We start from the raw sequence: 22,294 nt of genomic DNA on the forward strand, positions 1-22,294 counted from the left end.
TTTCCTTTCCTTAAGCCGCATCGCGCTTGGCTTCATTGCGGTAAGCCTCTACCGCATCGATCAAGGCTTGAAGAATCTCGGCGCTCTCACCGATCACCGACAGGTCGGCCCGTTTGATCATGTCGCAACCCGGATCGAGGTTGATCGCCACCACCTTGTCGCAGGCACCGATGCCTTGCAGGTGCTGGATCGCCCCGGAAATGCCCACCGCCACGTAAACCCGTGCCGTAACCCAAGTGCCGGACGCACCGACCTGACGGTCGCGGGCCATGAAGCCGTCGTCCACCGCCACTCGCGATGCGCCTTCGGTCGCGCCCAACGCCTCGGCCGTCCTGTGGAAAAGTCCCCAGTCCTTGACCCCGTTGCCGCCGGAGAAAATGAACTCCGCTTCGGCCATCGGAATCGCTGCCGGGTCCACCGCCACCGCGCCCAGATCTTCGATCCGCGACAGGCTGCGTGCGACCGCTGTGGATAACTCCACCGGCAAGGCCTCATGACGGGTTTCGTTGACCGGTTCGGCGCATTCGGCAGCAGCCAGAATCAAGCGGGCGACCGGACGTGCAAGATCCTGCAAACCAGCACCTGCGCGGCCGATGCACTCCTGATCCTTGACCTGCCAGACCCGAGTGGCCGGGCGTTCGCCCAATGCAGCGGCAAAGCGTCGACCCAGTTCGCCACCACCGCTGCGGCTGTCCGGCAGCAACCAGTGACGTGGGCTGAACTGGTTATCCACAGCCCGCAGACCCTGGACGCGTTGTTCCGGTGCATAACCGCTGAATTCGTCGCCTTCCAGTACCAACAAACGATCAACGCCAGCGGTGGCGAAGGCGTTTTCCTTGTGCTCACCGAAGACCACGGCCAATACCGCGCCGTCCTTGCCGGCCAACTGATGAGCCAGGCCGAGCAAGTCACGGTCGTGGCTGCTCAAGCGGCCGCCGACCATGTCCGGCACCACGCTGATGTAGAACGCAGGTGCGGCCACTTGATGCAGCGGCAATTGCACTTCAACCGCGGCCGAGCGTTTGGTCGCCCCGCCCTGCTGAGCGCCGCTGCGGTCAATCCGTTTAATGCCATTGGGGCCGATAAAACCGATCCCGTGAGGATTCTTGCGGATAAGACCGTTAGGCCCCATCCAGCTGTGTTGCGCCGGTTGCATGGCCGCGTGCAGCGGGTGCAGACGGTTGCGGGCGATCCATTCGGCGCGTGGGTCGCGGCGGATAATGTCGCTCATCAATGCACCTCCGCAGGTTCACGTTTGGCCGGTGCCGAAGGCTTTCCCGGCGTTGCGTCTTCGAGCAACGCATCGGCTACCAGTTCGGCGATGTCCTTGATCATCGGACGCGGTTCGACCACGCCTTCGAGCATCGCAGTGCACTGTGGACAACCCACGGCCACCAGTTCGGCGCCGGTTTCGCGGATGTCTTCCATGCGCATGTCGGGGATCCGTTGCTTGCCCGGAATGTCAGTGATCGGCGCTCCGCCACCGCCGCCGCAGCAGCGTGAGCGGAAACCGGAGCGTTGCATTTCCTTGATCTCGATGCCCAGGGCGCGCAGCACTTCACGCGGTGCCTCGTATTCGCCGTTGTAGCGACCGAGGTAGCACGGGTCGTGATAGGTCACGCTGCTGCCTTTGTGCTGGCCGAGGTTCAGAGCGCCTTCGCCAATGATTTCCGCCATGTAGGTGCTGTGGTGCTGCACGAGGTAGTTGCCGTCGAAGGCGCCATATTCGTTTTTCAGCACGTGGAAGCTGTGCGGGTCGCAGGTAACGATGCGGTTGAAGCTGTATTTCGCCAGGGTCTGGATGTTGCGTTTGGCCAACAGCTGGAAGGTCGCTTCGTCGCCCAAGCGTCGGGCCACGTCACCGCTGTCGCGTTCTTCAAGACCCAGCACCGCGAAGTCGACCTTGGCCGCTTTCAGCACTTTGACGAAGGCGCGCAGGGTGCGCTGGTTGCGCATGTCGAAAGCACCGTCGCCGACCCAGAACAGCACGTCGGTGGATTTCTTCTCGCTGAGCAGGTTCAGGTTCAAATCCGCCGCCCAGTTCATCCGCCCGCCTGGCGCGAAGCCGCCCGGGTTATCGGTGGCGATCAGGTTTTCCAGAACTTCGGCGCCCTTGTTCGGGGTCGCGCCTTTTTCCAGAGTCAGATGGCGACGCATGTCGACGATGGCGTCGACGTGCTCGATCATCATCGGGCACTCCTCGACGCAGGCACGGCAAGTGGTGCAGGACCACAGGGTTTCAGCGTCCACCAGACCGTTGACGATCGGTTGATGCGGATTGCCGGCGTGTTCGCCGATGGCTTTGCCTGGATAGGGGCTGCCAGCGAATTTGGCGTCAGTACCGCCAGCCAAACCAACGACCATGTCCTGAATCAGTTTTTTCGGGTTCAGCGGCTGGCCTGCGGCGAACGCCGGGCACGCGGCTTCGCATTTACCGCACTGCACGCAGGCGTCGAAGCCGAGCAGTTGGTTCCAGGTGAAATCCTTGGGTTTTTCCACGCCCAGTGGCGCATTCGGGTCATTCAGATCCAGCGGCTTCAAACCGGTGGAACGACCGCCACCAAAACGTTCGGCGCGACGGTGCCAGGCCAGGTGCAAGGCACCGGCGAAGGCGTGCTTCATCGGCCCGCCCCAGGTCATGCCGAAGAACAGTTCGCTAACGCCCCACAGCACACCGACGCCGAGGATCGCAGCCACCACCCAACCACCGAAGTTTTCCGGCAGGATACCGGCAACCGGCAGGGTCAGCAGGAAGAACGATGCCGAGAACGCCATCAGGCTTTTCGGCAGGCGCATCCACGGGCCTTTGGACAAGCGGGCCGGTGGGTTGCGACGGCGCAGAAACATAAAGATCGCGCCAACAAACATCACCGCCGACATCAGCAACAGTGCATAACCGAGGATGCGGTTATGCAGGCCGAAGCCATGAACCAGAATCGCCAGCACAATGGACGCCACCGCACCACCAGCTGTGGCGACGTGGGTGTTGGCGATGTATTTGTCCCGCGCGACGACGTGGTGCAAATCGACCATGTAACGCTTGGGCATGGCGAACAGGCCACCGATCAGGTCGACTTTCGAAGCCCGGCCCTGACGCCACATAGCCACCCGCCGCAACGCGCCCAGGACAGCCAGGCCCAGGGCAGCGAACAACAGGATTGGAAGAAGGGTGTTCAACATGTGGAGCTCCCAAAGACCGCAGGGTCTTGCAGGCCAAACTACCTGGATGCCTTGCTCGATTCCTGTGGGAGCGGGCTTGCTCGCGAAAGCGGTGGGTCAGTCGACATCAATGTCGGCTGACAGATTGCATTCGCGAGCAAGCCCGCTCCCACTAAGGTTTCCACAAGCTCTTAGAAATCCTTGCACAACCGCAACGCGTCGTAGATCGCCGCGTGGGTGTTGCGCTGGGCCACGCAGTCGCCGATGCGGAACAGCAAGTAGCCGTCGCCCGCCTGGCTCAGCGAAGGCTGAGGCTTGATCGCGAACAGGGCTTCGATGTCCATCTGGCCTTTGTTGCGCGAGCCTTCCTTCAGCGCGTAGTAGATTTCTTCGTCCGGACGCACGCCGTTCTCGACGACCACCTGGTCCACCACCCGCTCCTCTTTGGCGCCGGTGTATTCGTTTTCCAGCACCGCCACCAGCTTGTCGCCTTCGCGGTAGACCTTCTCCAGCATCATGTCGCCGGTCATGATCACTTCTTTCGGGTACATGCTGCGGTAGTAAGTCGGGAACGACGTACCGCCGATGGCCACGCCCGGTTTGATGTCGTCGGTGACGATCTCGACCTGGCTGCCCTTGTCGGCGAGGAAGTCAGCCGCCGACATCCCGGTGAACTCGCAAATGGTGTCGTAGACCAGCACGTTCTTGCCCGGCGCAACCTTGCCATCGAGGATGTCCCAGCTGCTGACCACCAAGCCTTCAGCCGCGCCCCAGTGTTCGTTCTGCTCCAGGAACGGATGGCCGCCGACGGCGAGTACCACCACGTCCGGACGCAGGTCGAGAATGGTCGCCGCATCCGCCGCCACGCCCAGGCGCAGGTCGACTTTCAACCTCGCTAGCTCAAGCTGGAACCAGCGAGTGATACCGGCGATCTGGTCCCGTTGTGGAGCTTTCGACGCGGTAGTGATCTGCCCGCCGATAAATTCTTTCTTCTCGAACAGGGTCACATCGTGGCCACGTTCGGCCGACACGCGAGCCGCTTCCATCCCGGCAGGACCGGCACCGACCACCACAACTTTGCGCTTCACACCGGTCGATTTCTCGATGATGTGCGGCACGCCCATGTATTCACGGGAAGTCGCGGCGTTCTGGATGCACAAGACGTCCAGGCCCTGGTACTGACGGTCGATGCAATAGTTGGCGCCGACACACTGTTTGATCTGGTCGACCTGGCCCATTTTGATCTTGGCGATCAGGTGCGGGTCGGCGATGTGAGCGCGCGTCATGCCGACCATGTCGACGTAACCGCCTTCCAGAATACGGGTCGCCTGGTTGGGGTCCTTGATGTTCTGCGCGTGCAGCACAGGGGCCTTCACCACTTCTTTGATACCGGCGGCCAAATGCAGGAATGGCTCCGGTGGATAACTCATGTTCGGAATAACGTTGGCCAAGGTGTTGTGGGTGTCGCAACCCGAACCCACGACGCCGATGAAGTCGATCATGCCGGTGTCGTCGTAGTACTTGGCGATCTGTTTCATGTCCTCGTGGGACAAGCCATCCGGGTGGAATTCGTCACCGCACAGACGGATGCCGACGCAGAAATCCGGACCGACTTCCTTGCGCACAGCCTTGATCACTTCCAGGCCGAAACGCATGCGGTTTTCGAAGCTGCCGCCCCATTCGTCGGTACGCTTGTTGACGCGCGGGCTCCAGAACTGGTCGATCATGTGCTGGTGCACGGCAGACAATTCGACGCCGTCCAGGCCACCGGCCTTGGCCCGCGCGGCTGCGCTGGCGTAGTTGCCGATCACCCGCCAGATTTCTTCCGGCTCGATGGTTTTGCAGGTCGCACGGTGCACCGGCTCACGGATGCCCGACGGCGACAGCAGGGTTGGCCAATGCTCGCCATCCCAGCGCGAACGACGGCCCATGTGGGTAATCTGAATCATGATCTTGGCGCCATGCTTGTGCATGGCGTCGGCCAGGTTCTGGAAGTGCGGAATGATCCGGTCGTCGGCCAGGTTGACCGACTTCCACCAGCCTTGCGGGCTGTCGATGGCCACGCTGGAGGAACCGCCGCAAATCGCCAGGCCGATCCCGCCCTTGGCTTTCTCTTCGTAATACTTGACGTACCGGTCGGTGGTCATGCCGCCGTCGGTGGCGTAGACCTCGGCGTGCGCGGTGCTGAGCACGCGGTTGCGGATGGTCAGTTTGCCGATCTGGATCGGCTGGAACATTGCTTCGAAAGCCATGGCGGGGTCCTCGACTTACAACGGCTTGACGGTGAACAAACCGTCGTCGTGGCCTTCTTCGGAGCCACCGTAGACTTGTTCGGCGACTGTACGGATCTTGCTGCCGCGAGCGGCCAGGATCTGGTCCATGGCGCCGGCGAACCAGCCAGTGAACATGTAGTCGACCTTGCGCCCGACCTTGCCGTACACGTAGACAAATGCGGAGTGTTCGAGCTTGACGCTGGCGGTGCCTTTGTCGAGGTCGATGTCCTGAATCTTGAACAGGCCCCAGCCGCGTTGCGACAGACGTTTCATGTAGTGCTCGAACACCGCAACGCCTTCCAGGCCGTGGCATTCAGCTTCTTTTTCACACCAGTGCCAGGCGGACTTGTAGCCGGCCTTGTAGAGGATTTCGGCGTAGGCTTCGGCGCCCAGCACTTCCTCGATTCCCATGTGGTTGTTGACGAAGAAGTGACGCGGTACGTACAGCATCGGCAGGGCGTCGGAAGTCCAGATACCGGTTTCGCTGTCGACTTCGATTGGCAATTGCGGGGCGATCTTGGCCATGGAAACTTAACTCCAGAAAATTCGTTGTGTTGCCCCCGGCACGGACGGCCGAGGGAAAGGATTCAGAGGTGCGGTGGCTTATTCGCCCCAAACGTCTTTGAGGACGTTCACCCAGTTCTCGCCCATGATCTTGCGCACCACCCGCTCGGAATGGCCGCGTTTGAGCAGGGTCTCGGTCAGGTTCGGGAACTCGCCCACGGTGCGGATGCCCAGCGGGTTGATGATCTTGCCGAAGCTGGTCAGACGGCGGGCGTAGCCCTTGTCATGGGTCAGGTATTCGAAGAAGTCCTGGCCATGGCCCTGGGTGAAGTCGGTGCCGATGCCGATGGCGTCTTCGCCGACGATGTTCATGGTGTATTCAATGGCTTCGGCGTAGTCGTCGATGGTCGAATCGATGCCCTTGGCCAGGAACGGCGCGAACATGGTCACACCGACGAAACCGCCGTGATCGGCGATGAACTTCAACTCTTCGTCGGATTTGTTGCGCGGGTGCACTTTCAGACCCGACGGCAGGCAGTGGGAGTAGCAGACCGGCTTCTTGGATTCGAGGATGACTTCTTCGGAGGTTTTCGAGCCGACGTGGGACAGGTCGCACATGACGCCGACACGGTTCATCTCGGCGACGATTTCACGACCGAAACCCGACAGGCCGCCATCGCGCTCGTAGCAACCGGTACCGACCAGATTTTGGGTGTTGTAGCACATCTGCACGATACCGACGCCGAGCTGCTTGAACACCTCGACATAGCCGATCTGGTCTTCAAACGCGTGAGCATTCTGGAAGCCAAAGAGGATGCCGGTCTTGCCCTGCTCCTTGGCCTTGCGGATATCGGCGGTGGTGCGCACCGGAATCACCAGGTCGCTGTTCTCGCGGATCAGCTTCTGGCTGGCGGCGATGTTGTTGACAGTGGCCTGGAAGCCCTCCCACACCGACACGGTGCAGTTGGCCGCGGTCAGACCGCCCTTGCGCATGTCTTCAAACAGCTCGCGGTTCCACTTGGCAATAATCAGCCCGTCGATAACGATGCTGTCGGCGTGCAATTCGGCTGGGCTCATCAGGCTGTCCCCTATTAGCGATTCATGCGCCGAATCGTGTGCCGGCGCTTTGGGGCCAGCATATGCCTGAGGGCCGGGGCAGCCGGGTGCAAAAACGACAGGGGAATTGCCGAAAGCGTCAATCCGCGACAAAGGGTCGTCAACAGGCGTCATTGCCTACCTATCCAACGCCGCCCGCTTGGGCCAGAATTCGCCGCATCACTGGATGTTTTACTGAATGCATGACTGGATTAAGGGGCGGCGGCGCAATGAAATCGATCTTCCTGGCTTTGGCACTGATAGCGACTGGCGTACAAGCAGCTGAAGAGGCCGACGACAACCCCTGCGACGCCGTCGAAAACGAAATCCAGACCCTGGAATGCTCGGCCTACAGCAGAACCACCGCCGAACAGCTGCTGAGCGACAACTATCAGAGCCTGACCGAGCGCATGCAAACGCTTTACGGCAACAACAAGGCGCAACTGACCGACATCACCGCCAAAATCAAAACCGCGCAACAGCAATGGCTGAAAACCCGGGACGCCGATTGCGCAGTGGACGCATTTCCGGCGACCAGCGGTAGCAAAGCGTTCACCATTGCGCAGAACGATTGCGTGGCGCGCATGAGTGACGAGCGGTCGGAGTTTTTGGAGTCGATTGGGCAGGAGTGATCCTGAATCGTCCGTCGAAAGCTGGTAGCCCTACCAGCTTTTACCTTCAATAAAGACCTTTCCCACAGGCTTCACTGAGCAAGCCTACAACTCCCGCTGAGTAAAGGTTTAAAGCGGTTTTTCGAGCAATATCCCGACAAATTTCGTTTGTTGGCCACCTGAAAAATATAAGTAAAGATTCGCAAATCTTATAAAAGACTTATATTCTCCCATGAACAGCATTCACTGGACTCGAAAGGCCGTTAAGCAGCTCTTGAAATTGCATTCCGTTCATCAGATCCAGGTTCGTGATGCCATCACGGCGCTAGCTGGCATGCCTGATGTAGGCAACGTCAAAGCACTGGTTGGTCATGACTACGCCTATCGACTGCGAGTCGGTAGTTATCGGGTCATGTTCGACTGGGATGGCGCGATCAAAGTGGTCACTATTCAAGAGGTCAAAAAACGCGATGAACGCACCTACTGAGATTCAAATCATCAACGACGCGGAGGGAAAACCGGCGTTCGTGGTCATTCCATACGCGCAGTATGTGGCGCAGAAGATCGAGCCCGATCTGATTCCCCACGAAGTGGTCAGTCGCATCGTCGATGGCGCGACGCCCATTCGCGCCTGGCGCGAACACCTGAACCTTACGCAGGATGAAGTTGCCAAGCGCATGGGCATTTCCCAACCGGCTTTCGCCCAGCAAGAGACGGTCGCCAAGCCCCGCAAGGCAACCCGTGAAAAAATTGCCGCAGCTTTTGGCATCACCGCCAACCAACTAGAGTTGTAAGCTGAACGCCAGCATCAGGAAAAGGGATTGAAATGAAAATCTGCGGCATCGAAATCAAAGGCAGTGAAGCGATCATCGCCGTGGCCTCGCTCGACGGTCAGGCGCTCAGTCACGTCGCCCTCGCCACCAAGAAAATCGCCCTCGACGAGGACGACGAAGCCGCCAACGTCAAAGTCTTCGCCGCTCAGGTGGCGTCGTTTGTTCGCGAGAATTCCATCGACCGGATCGCGATCAAGAAACGCAGCAAGAAAGGTGAGTTCGCCGGTGGGCCGACTACGTTCAAGATCGAGGGGATTTTCCAGCTGCTGGAAAATTGCGAGGTGACGCTGCTGTCGCCGCAGACCATCAATGCGCAGAACAAGAAGTTCGATTTTGCGCTGCCGGATACGCTGAACAAGTATCAGCATGAGGCTTACAAAGCGGCGTGTTCAGCGCTGATTAAGAAGTAACGCCCTCCACCGATCGTTCCCACGCTCTGCGTGGGAACGATCATGCCTTGGCGGTACGCCTGTCTTCACGCGGGCACCGCTCAAATCTCGCCCGATAACTGCGGGTGAAATACGACGGCGATTCAAATCCACACGCGATACTCACCTCCAACACACTCATGTTCGTCTGACGCAGCAACTGCCGCGCCTTCTCCAGCCTTAACCGCAGGTAGAAATTGCTCGGCGTGTCGTTCAGATGCAGGCGAAACAGGCGCTCCAGCTGACGCCGGGTCACTTTGATCGATTCCGCCAGCGCCAGCGTACTCAGCGGCGGTTCGCTGTGCTGTTCCATCTCCCCGATCACCTGCACCAATTTCTTGTTGCTGATGCCATACCGCGTGGCGACTTCCATGCGCTGGTGGTCTTTGCGCGGGCGGATGCGCCCGAGTACGAATTGTTCGCTGACCTGGATCGCCAGTTCCGGGCCGTGGGCCTGGCCGATGAGGTCGAGCATCAAATCGATAGAGGCCGTGCCGCCGGCGGAGGTGATGCGACGACGGTCGATCTCGAACAGCTCCTGAGTGACGCTGAGCTGTGGATAAGACTCCTTGAAGGCATCGATGGCTTCCCAGTGCAGGGTCAGGCGGTGGCCGTCGAGCAGGCCAGCTTCGGCGAGGACGAAGCTGCCAGTATCGATAGCGCCGAGCGTCACGCCTTCGTTGTCCAAGCGACGTAGCCAGTGCTCCAGCGCCGGGGTGGTGAATTTCAGTGGCTCGAAACCGGCGACCACCAGCAACGTCGCGCCTTTCTTCAGGGGTTCCAGCGCCGCATCCGCGTTGACCGACATGCCGTTGCTGGCCAACACCGCCCCGCCATCGGTGCTCAACACATGCCAGCGATACAACTCGCCGCGAAAGCGATTGGCGACCCGCAGCGGCTCGATCGCTGAGATAAAACCGATCGCCGAAAAACCCGGCATCAACAAGAAGTAGAAATCCTGGGACATGGAGCGCACTCGATGGCAGGTAGCGAAAGGGCGGGAAGCGTGTGGACGTTGATACGCCACTTGCCGGCGGCATTCAAGCGCGCAGGTCGCTGCAGTGCAAGAGCTGGTCGCCGCAGTGCGTTTTTACGGGGGCTCAGCTGCGTAACTTGGCATCACCGGCGCATCAGACGCCGGAACCCACAATAACGACCTGCCGAGGAACCCGACATGAAACGACTGATCAGCAGCTGCGTTCTTGCACTCAGCGGTACCGCTTTCTTGAGCGCCAGCGTCATGGCGGCCGAACCCGCGTCGTGCCAGAACGTGCGCATGGGTGTAGTGAACTGGACCGACGTGATCGCCACCAGCGCCATGACCCAAGTATTGCTCGACGGCCTCGGCTACAACACCAAACAGACCAGCGCCTCCCAGCAAATCATCTTCGCCGGGATTCGCGACCAGCGCCTGGACTTGTTCCTCGGTTACTGGAACCCGCTGATGACCCAGACCATTACGCCCTTCGTCGAGGCCAATCAGGTCAAGGTCCTTGAAGCACCCAGCCTGAAAGACGCCCGAGCCACCCTCGCCGTTCCGACTTACCTCGCCGACAAAGGCCTGAAAACCTTCGCCGACATCGCCAAATTCGAGAAAGAACTGGGCGGCAAAATTTATGGCATCGAGCCTGGCTCAGGCGCCAACACTCAGATTAAGGCGATGATCGCCAAGAACCAGTTTGGCCTGGGCAAGTTCCAGCTGGTCGAGTCCAGCGAGGCCGGCATGCTTGCGACGGTGGATCGTGCCGTGCGGCGCAAGGAAGCCGTGGTGTTCTTCGGCTGGGCGCCACACCCGATGAACGTCAACGTGCAAATGACCTACCTCACTGGCAGTGAAGACGCCCTCGGCCCGAACGAAGGCATGGCCACCGTATGGACGGTAACCGCGCCGAAATACGCCGAGCAATGCCCGAACATTGGACGTTTATTGAGCAACCTGACCTACACCGCCGAAGACGAGAGCCGGATGATGCAGCCGCTGCTCGATCACAAAGACGCCTTCGAATCGGCGAAGCAATGGCTCAAGGATCACCCGCAAGACAAGCAGCGCTGGCTCGAAGGCGTGACCACCTTCGACGGCAAACCGGCGGCTGAAAACCTGAAACTGACCAGTAAATAGACCTGAAATGAATCACCGATTCGCAGCCCGACCGGGCTGCGAACGGAACCGTCACGCCCTGAGCCACACCCAAAAATCACGCCTGTAAGGAACCGCCTCATGAACCACGACGTCATCATCACCTGCGCACTCACCGGTGCTGGCGACACGACCGCCAGAAGCCCACACGTGCCGGTCACCCCGAAACAAATCGCCGCGGCCGCCGTGGAAGCCGCCAAGGCTGGCGCCACCGTGGTCCATTGCCACGTTCGCGACCCCGAAACCGGCAAGTTCAGCCGTGACGTGGCGCTGTACCGCGAAGTGATGGAGCGCATCCGCGAGGCCGACGTCGACATCATCGTCAACCTTACGGCCGGCATGGGCGGCGACCTGGAAATCGGCGCGGGCGAGAACCCGCTGGAGTTCGGCCCGAACACCGACCTGGTCGGCCCGCTGACCCGTCTGGCCCACGTCGAAGAACTGCTGCCGGAAATCTGCACGCTGGATTGCGGCACCCTGAACTTCGGCGACGGCGACACCATTTACGTCTCCACCCCGGCGCAGCTACGTGCTGGCGCCAAACGCATCCAAGAGCTGGGCGTGAAGGCCGAGCTGGAAATCTTCGACACCGGCCACTTGTGGTTTGCCAAGCAGATGATCAAGGAAGGCCTGCTCGATAACCCGTTGTTCCAGTTGTGCCTGGGCATCCCGTGGGGCGCGCCGGCCGACACCACCACCATGAAAGCCATGGTCGACAACCTGCCCGCCGACGCGGTCTGGGCCGGGTTCGGCATCGGTCGCATGCAGATGCCCATGGCGGCGCAAGCGGTGCTGCTCGGCGGCAACGTGCGGGTCGGCCTGGAAGACAACCTGTGGCTGGACAAGGGCGTATTGGCGACCAACGGCCAACTGGTCGAACGCGCCTCGCAAATCCTCAGCCGCCTCGGCGCGCGCGTTCTGACCCCAGCTGAAGGCCGGGCAAAAATGGGCCTGACCCAGCGCGGTTAACCCCCACACACAATACCTGTAGGAGCGAGGCTTGCCCGCGAAGGCGGTATTCCCGCCGTAAGAGATCCATCGGATGTACCGGCCTCTTCGCGGGCAAGCCTCGCTCCTACAGGGATAACCAACCTTTTTAGGATGCCGCCATGAGCTTTATCACTGATATCAAAACCTTCGCTGCGCTAGGCAGCGGTGTCATCGGCAGCGGCTGGGTGGCTCGCGTCCTCGCCCACGGCCTCGACGTGGTGGCCTGGGACCCGGCGCCCGGTGCCGAAGCGGCCTTGCGCAAACGCGTCGCCAATGCCTGGGGCGCACTGGAGAAACAAGGCTTGGCACCCGGCGCGTCGCAGGATCGTCTGCGCTTTGTCGCCACTATTGAAGAATGCGTTCGCGATGCGGATTTCATTCAGGAAAGTGCACCAGAACGACTGGAACTGAAACTGGAACTGCACAGTAAAATCAGCGCGGCGGCCAAGCCCAATGCCTTGATCGGTTCGAGTACTTCGGGGCTGTTGCCGAGCGAGTTTTACGAGAGCTCGACGCACCCGGAACGCTGCGTGGTCGGGCACCCGTTCAACCCGGTTTACCTACTGCCATTGGTGGAAGTGGTCGGCGGCAAAAACACTGCGCCAGAAGCGGTTCAAGCAGCAATGAACGTCTACGAATCCTTAGGCATGCGTCCGCTGCATGTGCGCAAGGAAGTGCCGGGGTTTATCGCCGACCGTTTGCTTGAAGCGTTGTGGCGTGAGGCGCTGCATCTGGTTAACGATGGCGTGGCGACCACTGGCGAAATCGACGATGCGATTCGCTTTGGCGCGGGCCTGCGCTGGTCGTTCATGGGCACCTTTCTGACTTACACCTTAGCGGGCGGCGATGCGGGCATGCGGCACTTCATGGCGCAATTCGGGCCGGCGTTGCAGTTGCCTTGGACGTATCTGCCGGCACCAGAGCTGACCGACAAATTGATCGATGACGTGGTGGACGGCACCCGCGAGCAGTTGGGCCAGCACAGCATCTCGGCGCTGGAGCGCTATCGTGATGATTGCTTGCTGGCGGTGCTGGAGGCAGTGAAAACCACCAAAGAGAAGCATGGGATGGCGTTTAGCGAGTAACCCGTAACACTGATCGTTCCCACGCTCTGCGTGGGAATGCCTCAATGGACGCTCTGCGTCCGCTCTTGGGACGCGGAGCGTCCCGGGCTGTATTACCACGCGGAGCGTGGGAACGATCATCTCTGGAGAGCAAGATGCCCACCCTCACCACCTACCAAACCAAAATCATCCCCGACTGGGTCGACTACAACGGCCACCTGCGCGATGCCTTCTATCTGCTGATTTTCAGCTACGCCACCGACGCGCTGATGGATCGACTGGGCATGGACAGCAATAACCGCGAAGCCAGCGGCAATTCGCTGTTCACCCTCGAACTGCACCTTAACTACCTGCACGAAGTGAAGCTCGATGCCGACGTCGAAGTGCACACCCAGATCATCGGCCATGACCGCAAGCGCCTGCACCTCTACCACAGCCTGCATCTGGTGGGCGGTGACAAGGAGCTGGCGGGCAATGAACAAATGCTGCTGCACGTCGACCTCGCCGGGCCGCGATCCGCACCGTTCAGCGAAGAAACCTTGAGCAAACTGCAAGCCATTGTTGCCGAGCAAGCCGACCTGCCCGCACCCGCCTTCATCGGCCGAGTGATCGCCTTACCGCCCGAAAAATAATAAGGAGCTCGTCATGAACACTGCCGCCGCTTTTGCCGATTTCCGCACCTACCCGTTGATCAGCGCGTTGACCGCCGTGCATACCTGGCGGACCGCATTCAAGTGCAGTGACACTTTCATGACTGATTCACAGGCAAAAAAAAACCCCGATCAAGCCGTGACAGGATCGGAGCTGAGGAGGGTACTGTTGAGGAGCTGTTGCGCGAGGGTGACCAAACCTTCGTGAAGCCAGCTGAGTCCAGTGTGCCCCCTCTTCCCTCTGGCAAGTTAGCCGAAAACGACCTGTTCATAGCCAATGCGGCCATTGCGATAAATCGCCCTTGCCGCCACTCCATGCCCCAACCAGAATCGAACCACGCCACCGTTCCCTGAAGAAGGATTGCGTCATGATGCACGCCGATTTGATAGACCAGGAAGACCTGTTGGGCCAGCTGAAATCGTTGGGTTTTCAAGTGCCGAATGGCTCTACAGCCGAACAGGCTTGCGAGTGTGCGGTGCGAGGATTGAACGATGAGCGGGCGATGACACTGCGGACAATGGTCAAGCAGATGTACACCAGCAGCGCGACCATTCTGCCGGCCGTGCGTTCGGCCATCGACAAGCAGTTGCTGCCGGCATTGGCGGAGTATCAGCAGAGTCGCGTCTGAGGTGTCGAGGGTTTGCTAGAGTAGCGGCCTTCCTGCCTACCACGAGCGAGCGCTGATGTTCCGTATCCAACACTGCCAGTCCGACGAGCAAGCGGGCTGGCTGCCTTTGCGCCAGGCGCTCTGGCCCGATGCTTCGGAACAGGAGCATCGGGACGAAATCGCCCAGCAGCTACGCGAGCCGCAACGCTATATCAACTTTGTTGCCTACGACCGCCAGGAGCAACCCGTCGGTCTGGCCGAAGCCTCGTTGCGCCACGACTACGTCAATGGCACTGACAGCTCGCCGGTGGTGTATCTGGAGGGTATCTACGTGGTGCCGCCGCTGCGCCGGCACGGAGTGGCGGCACGACTGATCGAACAGGTGGCGCACTGGGGACGAGCACAGGGCTGCGTGGAGATGGCCTCCGACACAAGCCTCGACAACCTGCCGAGCCAGGAGACGCACAAGGCGCTCGGCTTCGAAGAAACCGAGCGCGTCGTATTTTTCAAACGCCCGCTATGACTAGAGACGAACGCTGGCAAACGTCGATTCATTACGCGCCTGACTCAACGCCGACAGCGGCCCGGACAGCGGCGACAGCACCAGTGCCTGCGGCAGCGGCATCATCGCCACTTGTTGCGTGGTGTTGGAACCCACGCGCTCGTCACGCGGCGGAATGCCGAAGTATTCGCGGTAGCACTTGGAGAAGTGCGGCGTGGACACAAAACCACACACCGACGCGACTTCGATGATCGACATCGGCGTTTGCTTGAGCAATTGCCGAGCGCGGATCAGGCGCAGTTTCAGGTAGTAACGAGACGGCGAGCAGTGCAGGTATTTCTGGAACAGCCGCTCCAGCTGACGACGCGACACGGCGACGTACACCGCCAGTTCGTCGAGATCGATTGGCTCTTCGAGGTTGGCTTCCATCAGCGCCACGATTTCCTGCAGCTTCGGCTGGTTGGTGCCGAGCATGTGCTTGAGCGGCACGCGCTGGTGATCCTGCTCATTGCGGATGCGCTCGTAGACGAACATCTCCGAGATCGCGGCCGACAGTTCACGGCCGTGATCGCGGCTGATCAGGTGCAGCATCATGTCCAGCGGCGCGGTGCCACCGGAGCTGGTGAAACGGTTACGGTCGAGGGTGAACAGCCGGGTGCTCATTGCCACCCGCGGGAAAGCTTCCTGCATCGACGCCAGGCATTCCCAGTGCACGCTGCAATCGAAGCCGTCCAGCAGACCGGCGCACGCCAGGGCCCAGCTGCCGGTGCAAACCGCCCCAAGACGACGATGCTGACGCGCCTGACTTTGCAGCCACGATACGTGTTCGCGAGTCACGGTGCGCTGAATGCCGATACCGCCGCAGACAATCACGGTGTCCAGGGGAGGCGCTTTGTGCATCGCGGCGTCGGGGGTGATCTGCAGACCATCACTGGCCCAGACCTGACCGCCATCGACGGTGAGTGTGGTCCAGCGATACAGCTCGCGACCGGACAGTTGGTTGGCCATGCGCAGGGGTTCTACTGCTGAGGCCAGAGAAATCAGCGTGAAGTTGTCCAGCAGCAAAAAGCCGATGGATTGGGGCGCACGGTTCTGGGGTTGGGCCCCGGAGTTGAACGTCGTCATCGCGGTATCTCCTCACACAAAGCGGGTGATGGCCTCAGGCGGAGGCTCTTTTTATTGCCATCGTTCTCGCGTGGGAGACGGGCTTTGTAATGACAGAGCAATTGCCATGCCTAAAATTGAATGCGTGTTCAATAACTCCTGAAAACGACGTCGCGATGTGTCTGGATATGGCGCGCAGAGATAAGAGGTCATAAGTGCCATCAAGGGCTGCAAACCCGCTACCCCGTTGCCTGTGAGCAAATCGGTAGCACTTGTGGGAACAGGGCTGCGACGTGCCGGGAACGAGTGTCACCGCAGGCACGGATGACGGACGGTCAGGCTTGAATTGGATCCCCGATCAGGGGAGACAGACTTGCCTGTTTGCGACGCGCTAAAAGGTGGCGCGTTTTGAATCGGGTGCTCATTTGGTGCGCAGTTTTGACTGGTCTGGCCCAAATGAGGTCTTTGTGGCGAGGGGGCTTGTCGAAACGCCGCATCTCGCCCCGTTGGGTCGCGCAGCGGCCCTGAAATCTTTACGACTGCTGCGCAGCCGAACGGGGCGATGCGGCGTTCCGACAAGCCCCCCTCGCCACAAAAGCCCCTCGCCACAGGTCAATTCGGTCTCAACACTCCACCGCGCTAACCGCCAACCCACCGCGCGATGTCTCTTTATATTTGTCGTGCATGTCGGCACCGGTATCACGCATGGTGCGGATCACCCGGTCCAGCGAGATAAAGTGCTGACCGTCGCCGCGCAGCGCCATCTGCGCCGCGTTGATCGCTTTCACCGCGGCAATCGCATTGCGCTCGATGCACGGCACCTGCACCAGCCCACCCACGGGATCGCAGGTCAGGCCGAGGTTATGCTCAAGACCGATTTCCGCCGCGTTGCACAGCTGCTCCGGGGTGGCACCGAGAATCTCCGCCAACCCGGCCGCCGCCATGGCGCAGGCCGAACCGACTTCACCCTGGCAACCGACTTCGGCACCGGAAATCGAGGCGTTCTTCTTGCACAGAATCCCTACTGCCGCGGCACTCAGGAAGTAGTCGACCACGTTGGCGTCGGTCACTGCCTCGCTGAATTTCATAAAGTAATGCAACACCGCCGGAATGATCCCCGCCGCGCCATTGGTCGGAGCCGTAACCATGCGCCCGCCGGCAGCGTTTTCTTCGTTGACCGCTAGGGCGAACAAGTTCACCCACTCCATGGCGCTCAGGGTCGAGCCGATTACGTTGGGCTTGTTCAGCTCCTGCAGACTACGGTGCAATTTGGCTGCGCGACGACGCACATTGAGCCCGCCAGGCAGGATGCCTTCGTGCTTGAGGCCTTGCTCCACGCAATCTTGCATCGCGCGCCAAAGCCTCATCAGGCCAGCGCGAATTTCCTCTTCGCTGCGCCAGACTTTCTCGTTGGCCATCATCAGCTCTGCAACGCGCAGGTTGTGCTGCTTGCAGAGACTGAGCAGCTCGACGGCACTGGAGAAATCGTAAGGCAACACAGTGCGATCCAGATCCACCACGCCGCTGGAAGCCTGTGCCTCATCGACGACAAAACCGCCGCCGATGGAATAGTAGGTGTCGCGATGCAGCTCGCCGTGATCGCCTTCGGCAACCAGGGTCATGGCGTTGGGATGGAACGGCAGGTTCTCGTCGATCAGGCGCATGTCCCGGGCCCAGATGAACGGGACCGACAAGCGGCCGTCGAGCAATAGCGTTTGGGTTTCACACAAGGCTTCTATACGGACGCCGATTTGCGACGGATCGATCGCGTCGGGCCACTCGCCCATCAGGCCCATGATCACCGCGTTGTCGCTGCCGTGACCGATGCCGGTGGCCGAGAGCGATCCATAAAGCTGAACTTCGACGCGACACACCTGCTCTAGAAGTCCCCGCTCGCGCATGTCTTGCACGAACAGCGCCGCGGCGCGCATAGGCCCCACGGTGTGTGAACTGGAAGGGCCGATGCCGATTTTGAACAGGTCGAAAACGCTGATAGCCATTACTGCTGAACTCCTGGATGTGCCTGCTCCAGGCGCAAAAACGCCCAGTGACGGAGCTGCTACGCTGAAGCTGCAATCCGCCGAGATGGCCGCATCATCAGGCTTTTGCCATGCCGTTCGACGTCTCACACCGACGCACTCATGCCCACCAGCGCCGCAGGTCTCTCACGCAATGTTTTCGCCGTTTTTTTGCGGATCAGAGGGGCAAACGGGGCTGAAAAAAGCTGTAAACGACGTCACCGACACTGGATGCGACCATCCCTGTACTGGTTACGACGCACCCTGTAGGCGTCAGATTTTCACTGGTACATGATCGTATCGACTCGATTGCACGGCGCCGTGGTAGAGCTGTCTCCAAAACGCCATCCAACCGCAACAGATAAGTGCGGTGGTCCCAGTCGGAACACTGCCAAAAAAAACACCAAGGAGTCGCCCCTATGAAAGGTTCCCCGTCGTTGTTGTTGGCCGCCATGCTGAGTCTGCCGTTTCTGGCTCAAGCCGCAGAACCGGCCCAATGCAGCACCGTAAACTTCTCCGATGTCGGCTGGACGGACATTACCGTCACCACCGCCACCACCAGCGTCGTTCTCGATGCCTTGGGCTACAAGACCAAAACCACGATGATTTCCGTGCCGGTGACCTACAAGTCGCTGGCCGACGGCAAGAACATGGACGTATTCCTCGGTAACTGGATGCCGACCATGGAAAACGACATCAAGGCCTACCGCGATGCCGGCACCGTGGACACGGTGCGCGCTAATCTGGAAAACGCAAAATACACACTCGCCGTCCCCGAAGAGTTGTATAACAAAGGTCTGAAAGATTTCGCCGACATCGCCAAGTTCAAGAAAGAACTCGACGGCAAGATCTATGGCATCGAACCGGGTAACGACGGCAACCGCCTGATCCAGAGCATGATCGACAAGAACGCCTTCGGCCTGAAAGAAGCCGGCTTCAAGGTGGTCGAGTCCAGCGAGGCAGGCATGCTCTCGCAAGTCGATCGCGCCCAGCGCCGCAACACCGCCGTGGTGTTCCTGGGCTGGGAACCGCACCCGATGAACACTCGATTCAAGATGAAGTACCTGACCGGTGGCGACGAATACTTCGGCCCGAACTTCGGCCAGGCGACCATCTACACCAACACCCGCAAGGGTTACGCACAGGAATGCAGCAACGTCGGTCAGTTGCTGAAAAACCTGGTCTTTACCCTCGACATGGAAAGCACGCTGATGGGCAACGTCCTGGACGACAAAATGAAGCCTGACGCGGCCGCCAAGGCCTGGCTGAAAAAGAATCCACAGGTGCTCGATACCTGGCTCGCTGGCGTGACCACCATTGACGGTAAACCTGGCCTGGAGGCCGTGAAAGCCAAGCTCGCACAGTAAAATCGCTTACGCCGGGCGGCTTCGGCCGTCCGGGCTGTTTATTTCCTTGCATGCGGACGTTCACTACCATGCTGATTGATCAGAAAATACCTTTAGGCCAGTACATCGCGGGCTTCGTTGAATGGTTGACGCAAAACGGCGCCAGCACCTTCGACGCAATCGCCGTGTCACTGGAAACGATGATCCACGGCGTGACTTTTGCGCTGACCTGGTTCAACCCGCTGGCATTGATCGGCCTCATCGCGCTACTGGCACACTTCATCCAACGCAAATGGGGCCTGACCGTTTTCGTCGTCGCCTCCTTTCTGCTGATCCTCAACCTGGGTTATTGGCAGGAAACCATGGAAACCCTCGCCCAGGTGTTGTTCGCCACCCTGGTGTGCGTGCTGATCGGCGTGCCGTTGGGCATCGTCGCCGCGCACAAACCGATGTTCTACACCATGATGCGACCGGTGCTCGATCTGATGCAGACCGTGCCGACCTTCGTGTACCTCATTCCTACCCTGACCCTCTTCGGTCTGGGTGTGGTTCCGGGTCTGATTTCGACGGTGGTGTTCGCGATTGCCGCGCCCATCCGCCTGACCTACCTGGGCATCCGCGATGTTCCGCAAGAATTGATGGACGCCGGCAAGGCCTTTGGCTGCTCGCGCCGTCAGCTGCTCTCGCGAATCGAACTGCCCCACGCCATGCCAAGCATCGCGGCCGGTATCACCCAGTGCATCATGCTGTCGTTGTCGATGGTGGTGATTGCGGCACTGGTGGGCGCCGACGGCCTGGGCAAACCCGTGGTCAACGCACTGAACACTGCTGATATCGCACTGGGCTTCGAAGCAGGCCTGGCGATCGTACTGCTGGCGATCATGCTCGACCGTATCTGCAAACAACCCGACGCTAAAGTAGGGGGTGACGCATGAGCATTATTCGCTTCGAAGACGTGGACGTGATCTTCTCCAAAGACCCGCGCGAGGCCCTTAAACTCCTCGACCAGGGCATGACCCGCGACCAGATCCTGAAAAAAACCGGGCAGATTGTCGGCGTCGAAAAAGCCAGCCTGGACATCGAAAAAGGTGAAATCTGCGTGCTGATGGGCCTGTCCGGCTCCGGCAAATCCAGCCTGTTGCGCTGCATCAACGGTCTCAATACCGTCAGCCGTGGCAAGTTGTTCGTCGAGCACGAAGGCAAGCAGATCGACATCGCCTCCTGCACCCCGGCGGAACTGAAAATGATGCGCACCAAGCGCATTGCGATGGTGTTCCAGAAGTTTGCGCTGATGCCTTGGCTGACCGTGCGCGAGAACATCAGCTTCGGTCTGGAGATGCAGGGCCGGCCGGAGAAAGAACGCCGTAAGCTGGTAGACGAGAAGCTTGAGCTGGTGGGCCTGACCCAGTGGCGCAACAAGAAACCCGACGAGCTTTCCGGTGGTATGCAGCAACGTGTGGGCCTGGCCCGAGCGCTGGCGATGGACGCCGACATTCTGCTGATGGACGAACCATTCTCGGCCCTCGACCCGCTGATTCGCCAAGGCCTGCAAGACGAACTGCTGGAGCTGCAACGCAAACTGAGCAAGACCATCGTTTTCGTGAGCCACGACCTCGATGAAGCCCTGAAGCTCGGCAGCCGTATCGCGATCATGAAAGACGGCCGGATCATCCAGTACAGCAAACCGGAAGAAATCGTCCTGAACCCTGCGGACGATTACGTGCGCACCTTCGTTGCTCACACCAACCCGCTGAACGTGTTGTGCGGTCGCAGCCTGATGCGCACCCTGGACAAGTGCAAACGCATCAACGGTTCGGTGTGCCTGGATCCGGGCGGCGATTCGTGGCTGGACCTGGCCGAAGGCAACACCATCAAAGGCGCACGCCAGAATGGCTCGAGCCTGGACCTGCAGAACTGGATACCGGGCCAAGCGGTTGAAGGCTTGAGTCGTCGCCCAACATTGGTGGATTCCAACATCGGCATGCGCGATGCGCTGCAGATTCGTTACCAGACTGGCAACAAACTGGTGCTGCACGACAACAACAAGGTGGTCGGGATTCTCGGTGACAGCGAGCTGTACCACGCGCTGCTCGGCAAGAACCTGGGGTAAGAAGCAGCAAACACAAAAACGCCGCGAGAGATCGCGGCGTTTTTGTTTGCGGGATATTGGGGCATTGATCGTTCCCACGCTCTGCGTGGGAATGCAGCCCGGGACGCTCTGCGTCCCTAGCCGCGTGACGCGGAGCGTCACAGGAGGCATTCCCACGCAGAGCGTGGGAACGATCTTGAATCACACCTCAGCTATAAACCCGACCAAGCAGCTGCCGATGGCTTTCAAACTGATCGAGCACGTCACGGGTGATCTGATCCTGAGTGAAGCCCATCAGGTCGTAATCCTGGCTGCCGTTATGCAGGTACACCTCGGTGCGGTAGTAACGTGCGCGCGGTTCATCAGCGCTTTCAGCAGACACCGTGTCACTCGCCGCCGCCAGATAACCGTCCAGGCTCACTTCATAGACAAAAGGGTTGCCCTCTTCCCTCTCGATCCGTACGCCCATGCAGCGTTTCGACTTGCCCAACAGCTGCACATCCAGACCCTGAGCACGTAATTGCACTGCCGCATCTTCCAGCGCCGGGCTGACGTGCTTGTCCATGAAGCGCTGAACGATCGACTGGTTCGGTTGCAGGTCAAGCTGGGTCAAACGCTCGCTGAAACCACGACGACCACGCGCTGCCAGTTCCGCTTGCTCCTGTTCGATTTGCACGTCCTGGCGCATGGCCTTGTGCAAGCCAAACATGAAGAACACCAGCACTACCGAGAACGGCAGCCCCGCCAGCACCACCATGGTTTGCATGGCTTCGAAGTTACCGGCGAACAGCCGACCGGCGGGTGATATAAAGACACCCCGAAAAAAGCCAGAAACCCTTGGAACGCCTGTGCGCATAGGTTTCGAGCATTTTTGGATGTCGTT

22 protein-coding genes and 1 pseudogene are annotated in these 22,294 nt (G+C 59.9%); 14 read left to right on the top strand and 9 right to left on the bottom strand.

The features are described from left to right. Positions 1-10 precede the first annotated feature (10 nt). From LOY56_RS24405 to LOY56_RS24425, 5 genes are all read right to left on the bottom strand, one after another. A complete protein-coding gene (locus LOY56_RS24405) occupies positions 11-1,231 on the bottom strand; it encodes an electron transfer flavoprotein subunit alpha/FixB family protein (RefSeq protein ID WP_258617720.1) in 1,221 nt (406 codons plus the stop codon). Continuing rightward, entirely contained in the window at positions 1,231-3,180 is a 1,950-nt protein-coding gene (dgcB, locus tag LOY56_RS24410; protein WP_258617724.1) for a dimethylglycine demethylation protein DgcB, read from the bottom strand. Before dgcB ends, LOY56_RS24405 begins: the two co-directional genes overlap by 1 nt. Before the next feature lie 170 nt (positions 3,181-3,350). Next, positions 3,351-5,411: a dimethylglycine demethylation protein DgcA gene (gene dgcA, locus LOY56_RS24415; RefSeq protein WP_095052597.1), complete on the bottom strand. Its 2,061-nt coding sequence runs from the start codon at positions 5,409-5,411 to the stop codon at positions 3,351-3,353. 15 nt (positions 5,412-5,426) lie between these two features. Then, positions 5,427-5,957 carry a DUF5943 domain-containing protein gene (locus LOY56_RS24420; protein ID WP_038981116.1) on the bottom strand — a complete coding sequence of 177 codons (531 nt, stop codon included), beginning with the start codon at positions 5,955-5,957 and terminating at the stop codon, positions 5,427-5,429. Positions 5,958-6,035: 78 nt separating this feature from the next. Then, positions 6,036-7,013 carry a dipeptidase gene (locus LOY56_RS24425; protein WP_007907542.1) on the bottom strand — a complete coding sequence of 326 codons (978 nt, stop codon included), beginning with the start codon at positions 7,011-7,013 and terminating at the stop codon, positions 6,036-6,038. A gap of 248 nt (positions 7,014-7,261) precedes the next feature. Between LOY56_RS24425 and LOY56_RS24430 the strand changes: the two genes are divergently transcribed. From LOY56_RS24430 to LOY56_RS24445, 4 genes are all read left to right on the top strand, one after another. Beyond that, entirely contained in the window at positions 7,262-7,663 is a 402-nt protein-coding gene (locus tag LOY56_RS24430; RefSeq protein ID WP_038981114.1) for a lysozyme inhibitor LprI family protein, read from the top strand. 211 nt (positions 7,664-7,874) lie between these two features. Further along, positions 7,875-8,129, top strand: coding sequence for a type II toxin-antitoxin system RelE/ParE family toxin (locus LOY56_RS24435; protein WP_258617730.1), 255 nt, complete (start codon positions 7,875-7,877; stop codon positions 8,127-8,129). Then, entirely contained in the window at positions 8,113-8,436 is a 324-nt protein-coding gene (locus tag LOY56_RS24440) for a helix-turn-helix domain-containing protein (RefSeq protein ID WP_123719627.1), read from the top strand. The genes LOY56_RS24435 and LOY56_RS24440 overlap by 17 nt, the downstream gene beginning before the upstream one ends. A gap of 32 nt (positions 8,437-8,468) precedes the next feature. Then, positions 8,469-8,885: a DUF3010 family protein gene (locus LOY56_RS24445; protein WP_258617734.1), complete on the top strand. Its 417-nt coding sequence runs from the start codon at positions 8,469-8,471 to the stop codon at positions 8,883-8,885. A gap of 40 nt (positions 8,886-8,925) precedes the next feature. Here the strand turns inward: LOY56_RS24445 and LOY56_RS24450 are convergent, their stop codons facing one another. After that, positions 8,926-9,870 (bottom strand): GlxA family transcriptional regulator, encoded by a 945-nt coding sequence (locus LOY56_RS24450; protein ID WP_258617735.1) that lies wholly within the window; start codon positions 9,868-9,870, stop codon positions 8,926-8,928. Between the two features lie 207 nt (positions 9,871-10,077). Here LOY56_RS24450 and choX point away from each other — a divergent pair, with 207 nt between their 5' ends. The 7 genes from choX (at position 10,078) to aac(6') (ending at position 14,875) form a co-directional block, all read left to right on the top strand. Then, on the top strand, positions 10,078-11,022 hold the full coding sequence (choX, locus tag LOY56_RS24455) for a choline ABC transporter substrate-binding protein (protein ID WP_258617738.1): 945 nt from the start codon (positions 10,078-10,080) through the stop codon (positions 11,020-11,022). A 99-nt stretch (positions 11,023-11,121) separates the two neighbouring features. After that, positions 11,122-12,009 carry a 3-keto-5-aminohexanoate cleavage protein gene (locus tag LOY56_RS24460; RefSeq protein WP_258617739.1) on the top strand — a complete coding sequence of 296 codons (888 nt, stop codon included), beginning with the start codon at positions 11,122-11,124 and terminating at the stop codon, positions 12,007-12,009. Positions 12,010-12,149: 140 nt separating this feature from the next. Beyond that, positions 12,150-13,115, top strand: coding sequence for an L-carnitine dehydrogenase (locus LOY56_RS24465; protein ID WP_258617740.1), 966 nt, complete (start codon positions 12,150-12,152; stop codon positions 13,113-13,115). 134 nt (positions 13,116-13,249) lie between these two features. Further along, the gene (locus tag LOY56_RS24470) at positions 13,250-13,726 is read left to right on the top strand and encodes a thioesterase family protein (RefSeq protein ID WP_218395245.1); all 477 of its coding nucleotides are present in this window, start codon (positions 13,250-13,252) and stop codon (positions 13,724-13,726) included. 13 nt (positions 13,727-13,739) lie between these two features. Further along, positions 13,740-13,952: a hypothetical protein gene (locus LOY56_RS24475; RefSeq protein ID WP_258622932.1), complete on the top strand. Its 213-nt coding sequence runs from the start codon at positions 13,740-13,742 to the stop codon at positions 13,950-13,952. 160 nt (positions 13,953-14,112) lie between these two features. Continuing rightward, positions 14,113-14,373, top strand: coding sequence for a hypothetical protein (locus LOY56_RS24480; protein WP_258617741.1), 261 nt, complete (start codon positions 14,113-14,115; stop codon positions 14,371-14,373). Positions 14,374-14,428: 55 nt separating this feature from the next. After that, entirely contained in the window at positions 14,429-14,875 is a 447-nt protein-coding gene (aac(6'), locus tag LOY56_RS24485; protein ID WP_258617743.1) for an aminoglycoside 6'-N-acetyltransferase, read from the top strand. Here aac(6') and LOY56_RS24490 read toward each other — a convergent pair whose 3' ends face one another. After that, a complete protein-coding gene (locus tag LOY56_RS24490; protein ID WP_258617744.1) occupies positions 14,876-15,979 on the bottom strand; it encodes a GlxA family transcriptional regulator in 1,104 nt (367 codons plus the stop codon). 602 nt (positions 15,980-16,581) lie between these two features. Continuing rightward, a complete protein-coding gene (locus tag LOY56_RS24495) occupies positions 16,582-17,958 on the bottom strand; it encodes an L-serine ammonia-lyase (protein ID WP_258617747.1) in 1,377 nt (458 codons plus the stop codon). Between the two features lie 437 nt (positions 17,959-18,395). On the opposite strand from LOY56_RS24495, the gene LOY56_RS24500 reads away from it, so the two are divergent. From LOY56_RS24500 to choV, 3 genes are all read left to right on the top strand, one after another. After that, positions 18,396-19,343, top strand: a complete 948-nt coding sequence (locus tag LOY56_RS24500; RefSeq protein ID WP_258617750.1) for a choline ABC transporter substrate-binding protein — start codon at positions 18,396-18,398, stop codon at positions 19,341-19,343. A gap of 68 nt (positions 19,344-19,411) precedes the next feature. Next, entirely contained in the window at positions 19,412-20,257 is an 846-nt protein-coding gene (gene choW, locus LOY56_RS24505) for a choline ABC transporter permease subunit (RefSeq protein ID WP_258617751.1), read from the top strand. Continuing rightward, positions 20,254-21,432: a choline ABC transporter ATP-binding protein gene (gene choV / locus LOY56_RS24510; protein WP_258617752.1), complete on the top strand. Its 1,179-nt coding sequence runs from the start codon at positions 20,254-20,256 to the stop codon at positions 21,430-21,432. The genes choW and choV overlap by 4 nt, the downstream gene beginning before the upstream one ends. A gap of 187 nt (positions 21,433-21,619) precedes the next feature. On the opposite strand, the pseudogene LOY56_RS24515 reads toward choV, so the two are convergent. Next, positions 21,620-22,207: pseudogene (locus LOY56_RS24515) on the bottom strand (BCCT family transporter); the annotation flags it as partial. Between the last annotated feature and the right edge of the window lie 87 nt (positions 22,208-22,294).

It is taken from the genome of Pseudomonas sp. B21-048, assembly GCF_024748615.1.
Classification (GTDB): domain Bacteria; phylum Pseudomonadota; class Gammaproteobacteria; order Pseudomonadales; family Pseudomonadaceae; genus Aquipseudomonas.

What these genes read in the sequence shown, in the direction of transcription:
- LOY56_RS24440 (WP_123719627.1), top strand. Translation starts at nt 8,113, where the DNA reads ATGAACGCACCTACTGAGATTCAAATCATCAACGACGCGGAGGGAAAA.
- LOY56_RS24495 (WP_258617747.1), bottom strand. Translation starts at nt 17,958, where the DNA reads ATGGCTATCAGCGTTTTCGACCTGTTCAAAATCGGCATCGGCCCTTCC.
- LOY56_RS24500 (WP_258617750.1), top strand. Translation starts at nt 18,396, where the DNA reads ATGAAAGGTTCCCCGTCGTTGTTGTTGGCCGCCATGCTGAGTCTGCCG.
- dgcB (WP_258617724.1), bottom strand. Translation starts at nt 3,180, where the DNA reads ATGTTGAACACCCTTCTTCCAATCCTGTTGTTCGCTGCCCTGGGCCTG.
- LOY56_RS24470 (WP_218395245.1), top strand. Translation starts at nt 13,250, where the DNA reads ATGCCCACCCTCACCACCTACCAAACCAAAATCATCCCCGACTGGGTC.
- dgcA (WP_095052597.1), bottom strand. Translation starts at nt 5,411, where the DNA reads ATGGCTTTCGAAGCAATGTTCCAGCCGATCCAGATCGGCAAACTGACC.
- LOY56_RS24430 (WP_038981114.1), top strand. Translation starts at nt 7,262, where the DNA reads ATGAAATCGATCTTCCTGGCTTTGGCACTGATAGCGACTGGCGTACAA.
- LOY56_RS24465 (WP_258617740.1), top strand. Translation starts at nt 12,150, where the DNA reads ATGAGCTTTATCACTGATATCAAAACCTTCGCTGCGCTAGGCAGCGGT.
- LOY56_RS24405 (WP_258617720.1), bottom strand. Translation starts at nt 1,231, where the DNA reads ATGAGCGACATTATCCGCCGCGACCCACGCGCCGAATGGATCGCCCGC.
- LOY56_RS24490 (WP_258617744.1), bottom strand. Translation starts at nt 15,979, where the DNA reads ATGACGACGTTCAACTCCGGGGCCCAACCCCAGAACCGTGCGCCCCAA.
- choW (WP_258617751.1), top strand. Translation starts at nt 19,412, where the DNA reads ATGCTGATTGATCAGAAAATACCTTTAGGCCAGTACATCGCGGGCTTC.
- LOY56_RS24435 (WP_258617730.1), top strand. Translation starts at nt 7,875, where the DNA reads ATGAACAGCATTCACTGGACTCGAAAGGCCGTTAAGCAGCTCTTGAAA.
- LOY56_RS24420 (WP_038981116.1), bottom strand. Translation starts at nt 5,957, where the DNA reads ATGGCCAAGATCGCCCCGCAATTGCCAATCGAAGTCGACAGCGAAACC.
- LOY56_RS24460 (WP_258617739.1), top strand. Translation starts at nt 11,122, where the DNA reads ATGAACCACGACGTCATCATCACCTGCGCACTCACCGGTGCTGGCGAC.
- LOY56_RS24445 (WP_258617734.1), top strand. Translation starts at nt 8,469, where the DNA reads ATGAAAATCTGCGGCATCGAAATCAAAGGCAGTGAAGCGATCATCGCC.
- choV (WP_258617752.1), top strand. Translation starts at nt 20,254, where the DNA reads ATGAGCATTATTCGCTTCGAAGACGTGGACGTGATCTTCTCCAAAGAC.
- LOY56_RS24480 (WP_258617741.1), top strand. Translation starts at nt 14,113, where the DNA reads ATGATGCACGCCGATTTGATAGACCAGGAAGACCTGTTGGGCCAGCTG.
- choX (WP_258617738.1), top strand. Translation starts at nt 10,078, where the DNA reads ATGAAACGACTGATCAGCAGCTGCGTTCTTGCACTCAGCGGTACCGCT.
- LOY56_RS24475 (WP_258622932.1), top strand. Translation starts at nt 13,740, where the DNA reads ATGAACACTGCCGCCGCTTTTGCCGATTTCCGCACCTACCCGTTGATC.
- LOY56_RS24425 (WP_007907542.1), bottom strand. Translation starts at nt 7,013, where the DNA reads ATGAGCCCAGCCGAATTGCACGCCGACAGCATCGTTATCGACGGGCTG.
- LOY56_RS24450 (WP_258617735.1), bottom strand. Translation starts at nt 9,870, where the DNA reads ATGTCCCAGGATTTCTACTTCTTGTTGATGCCGGGTTTTTCGGCGATC.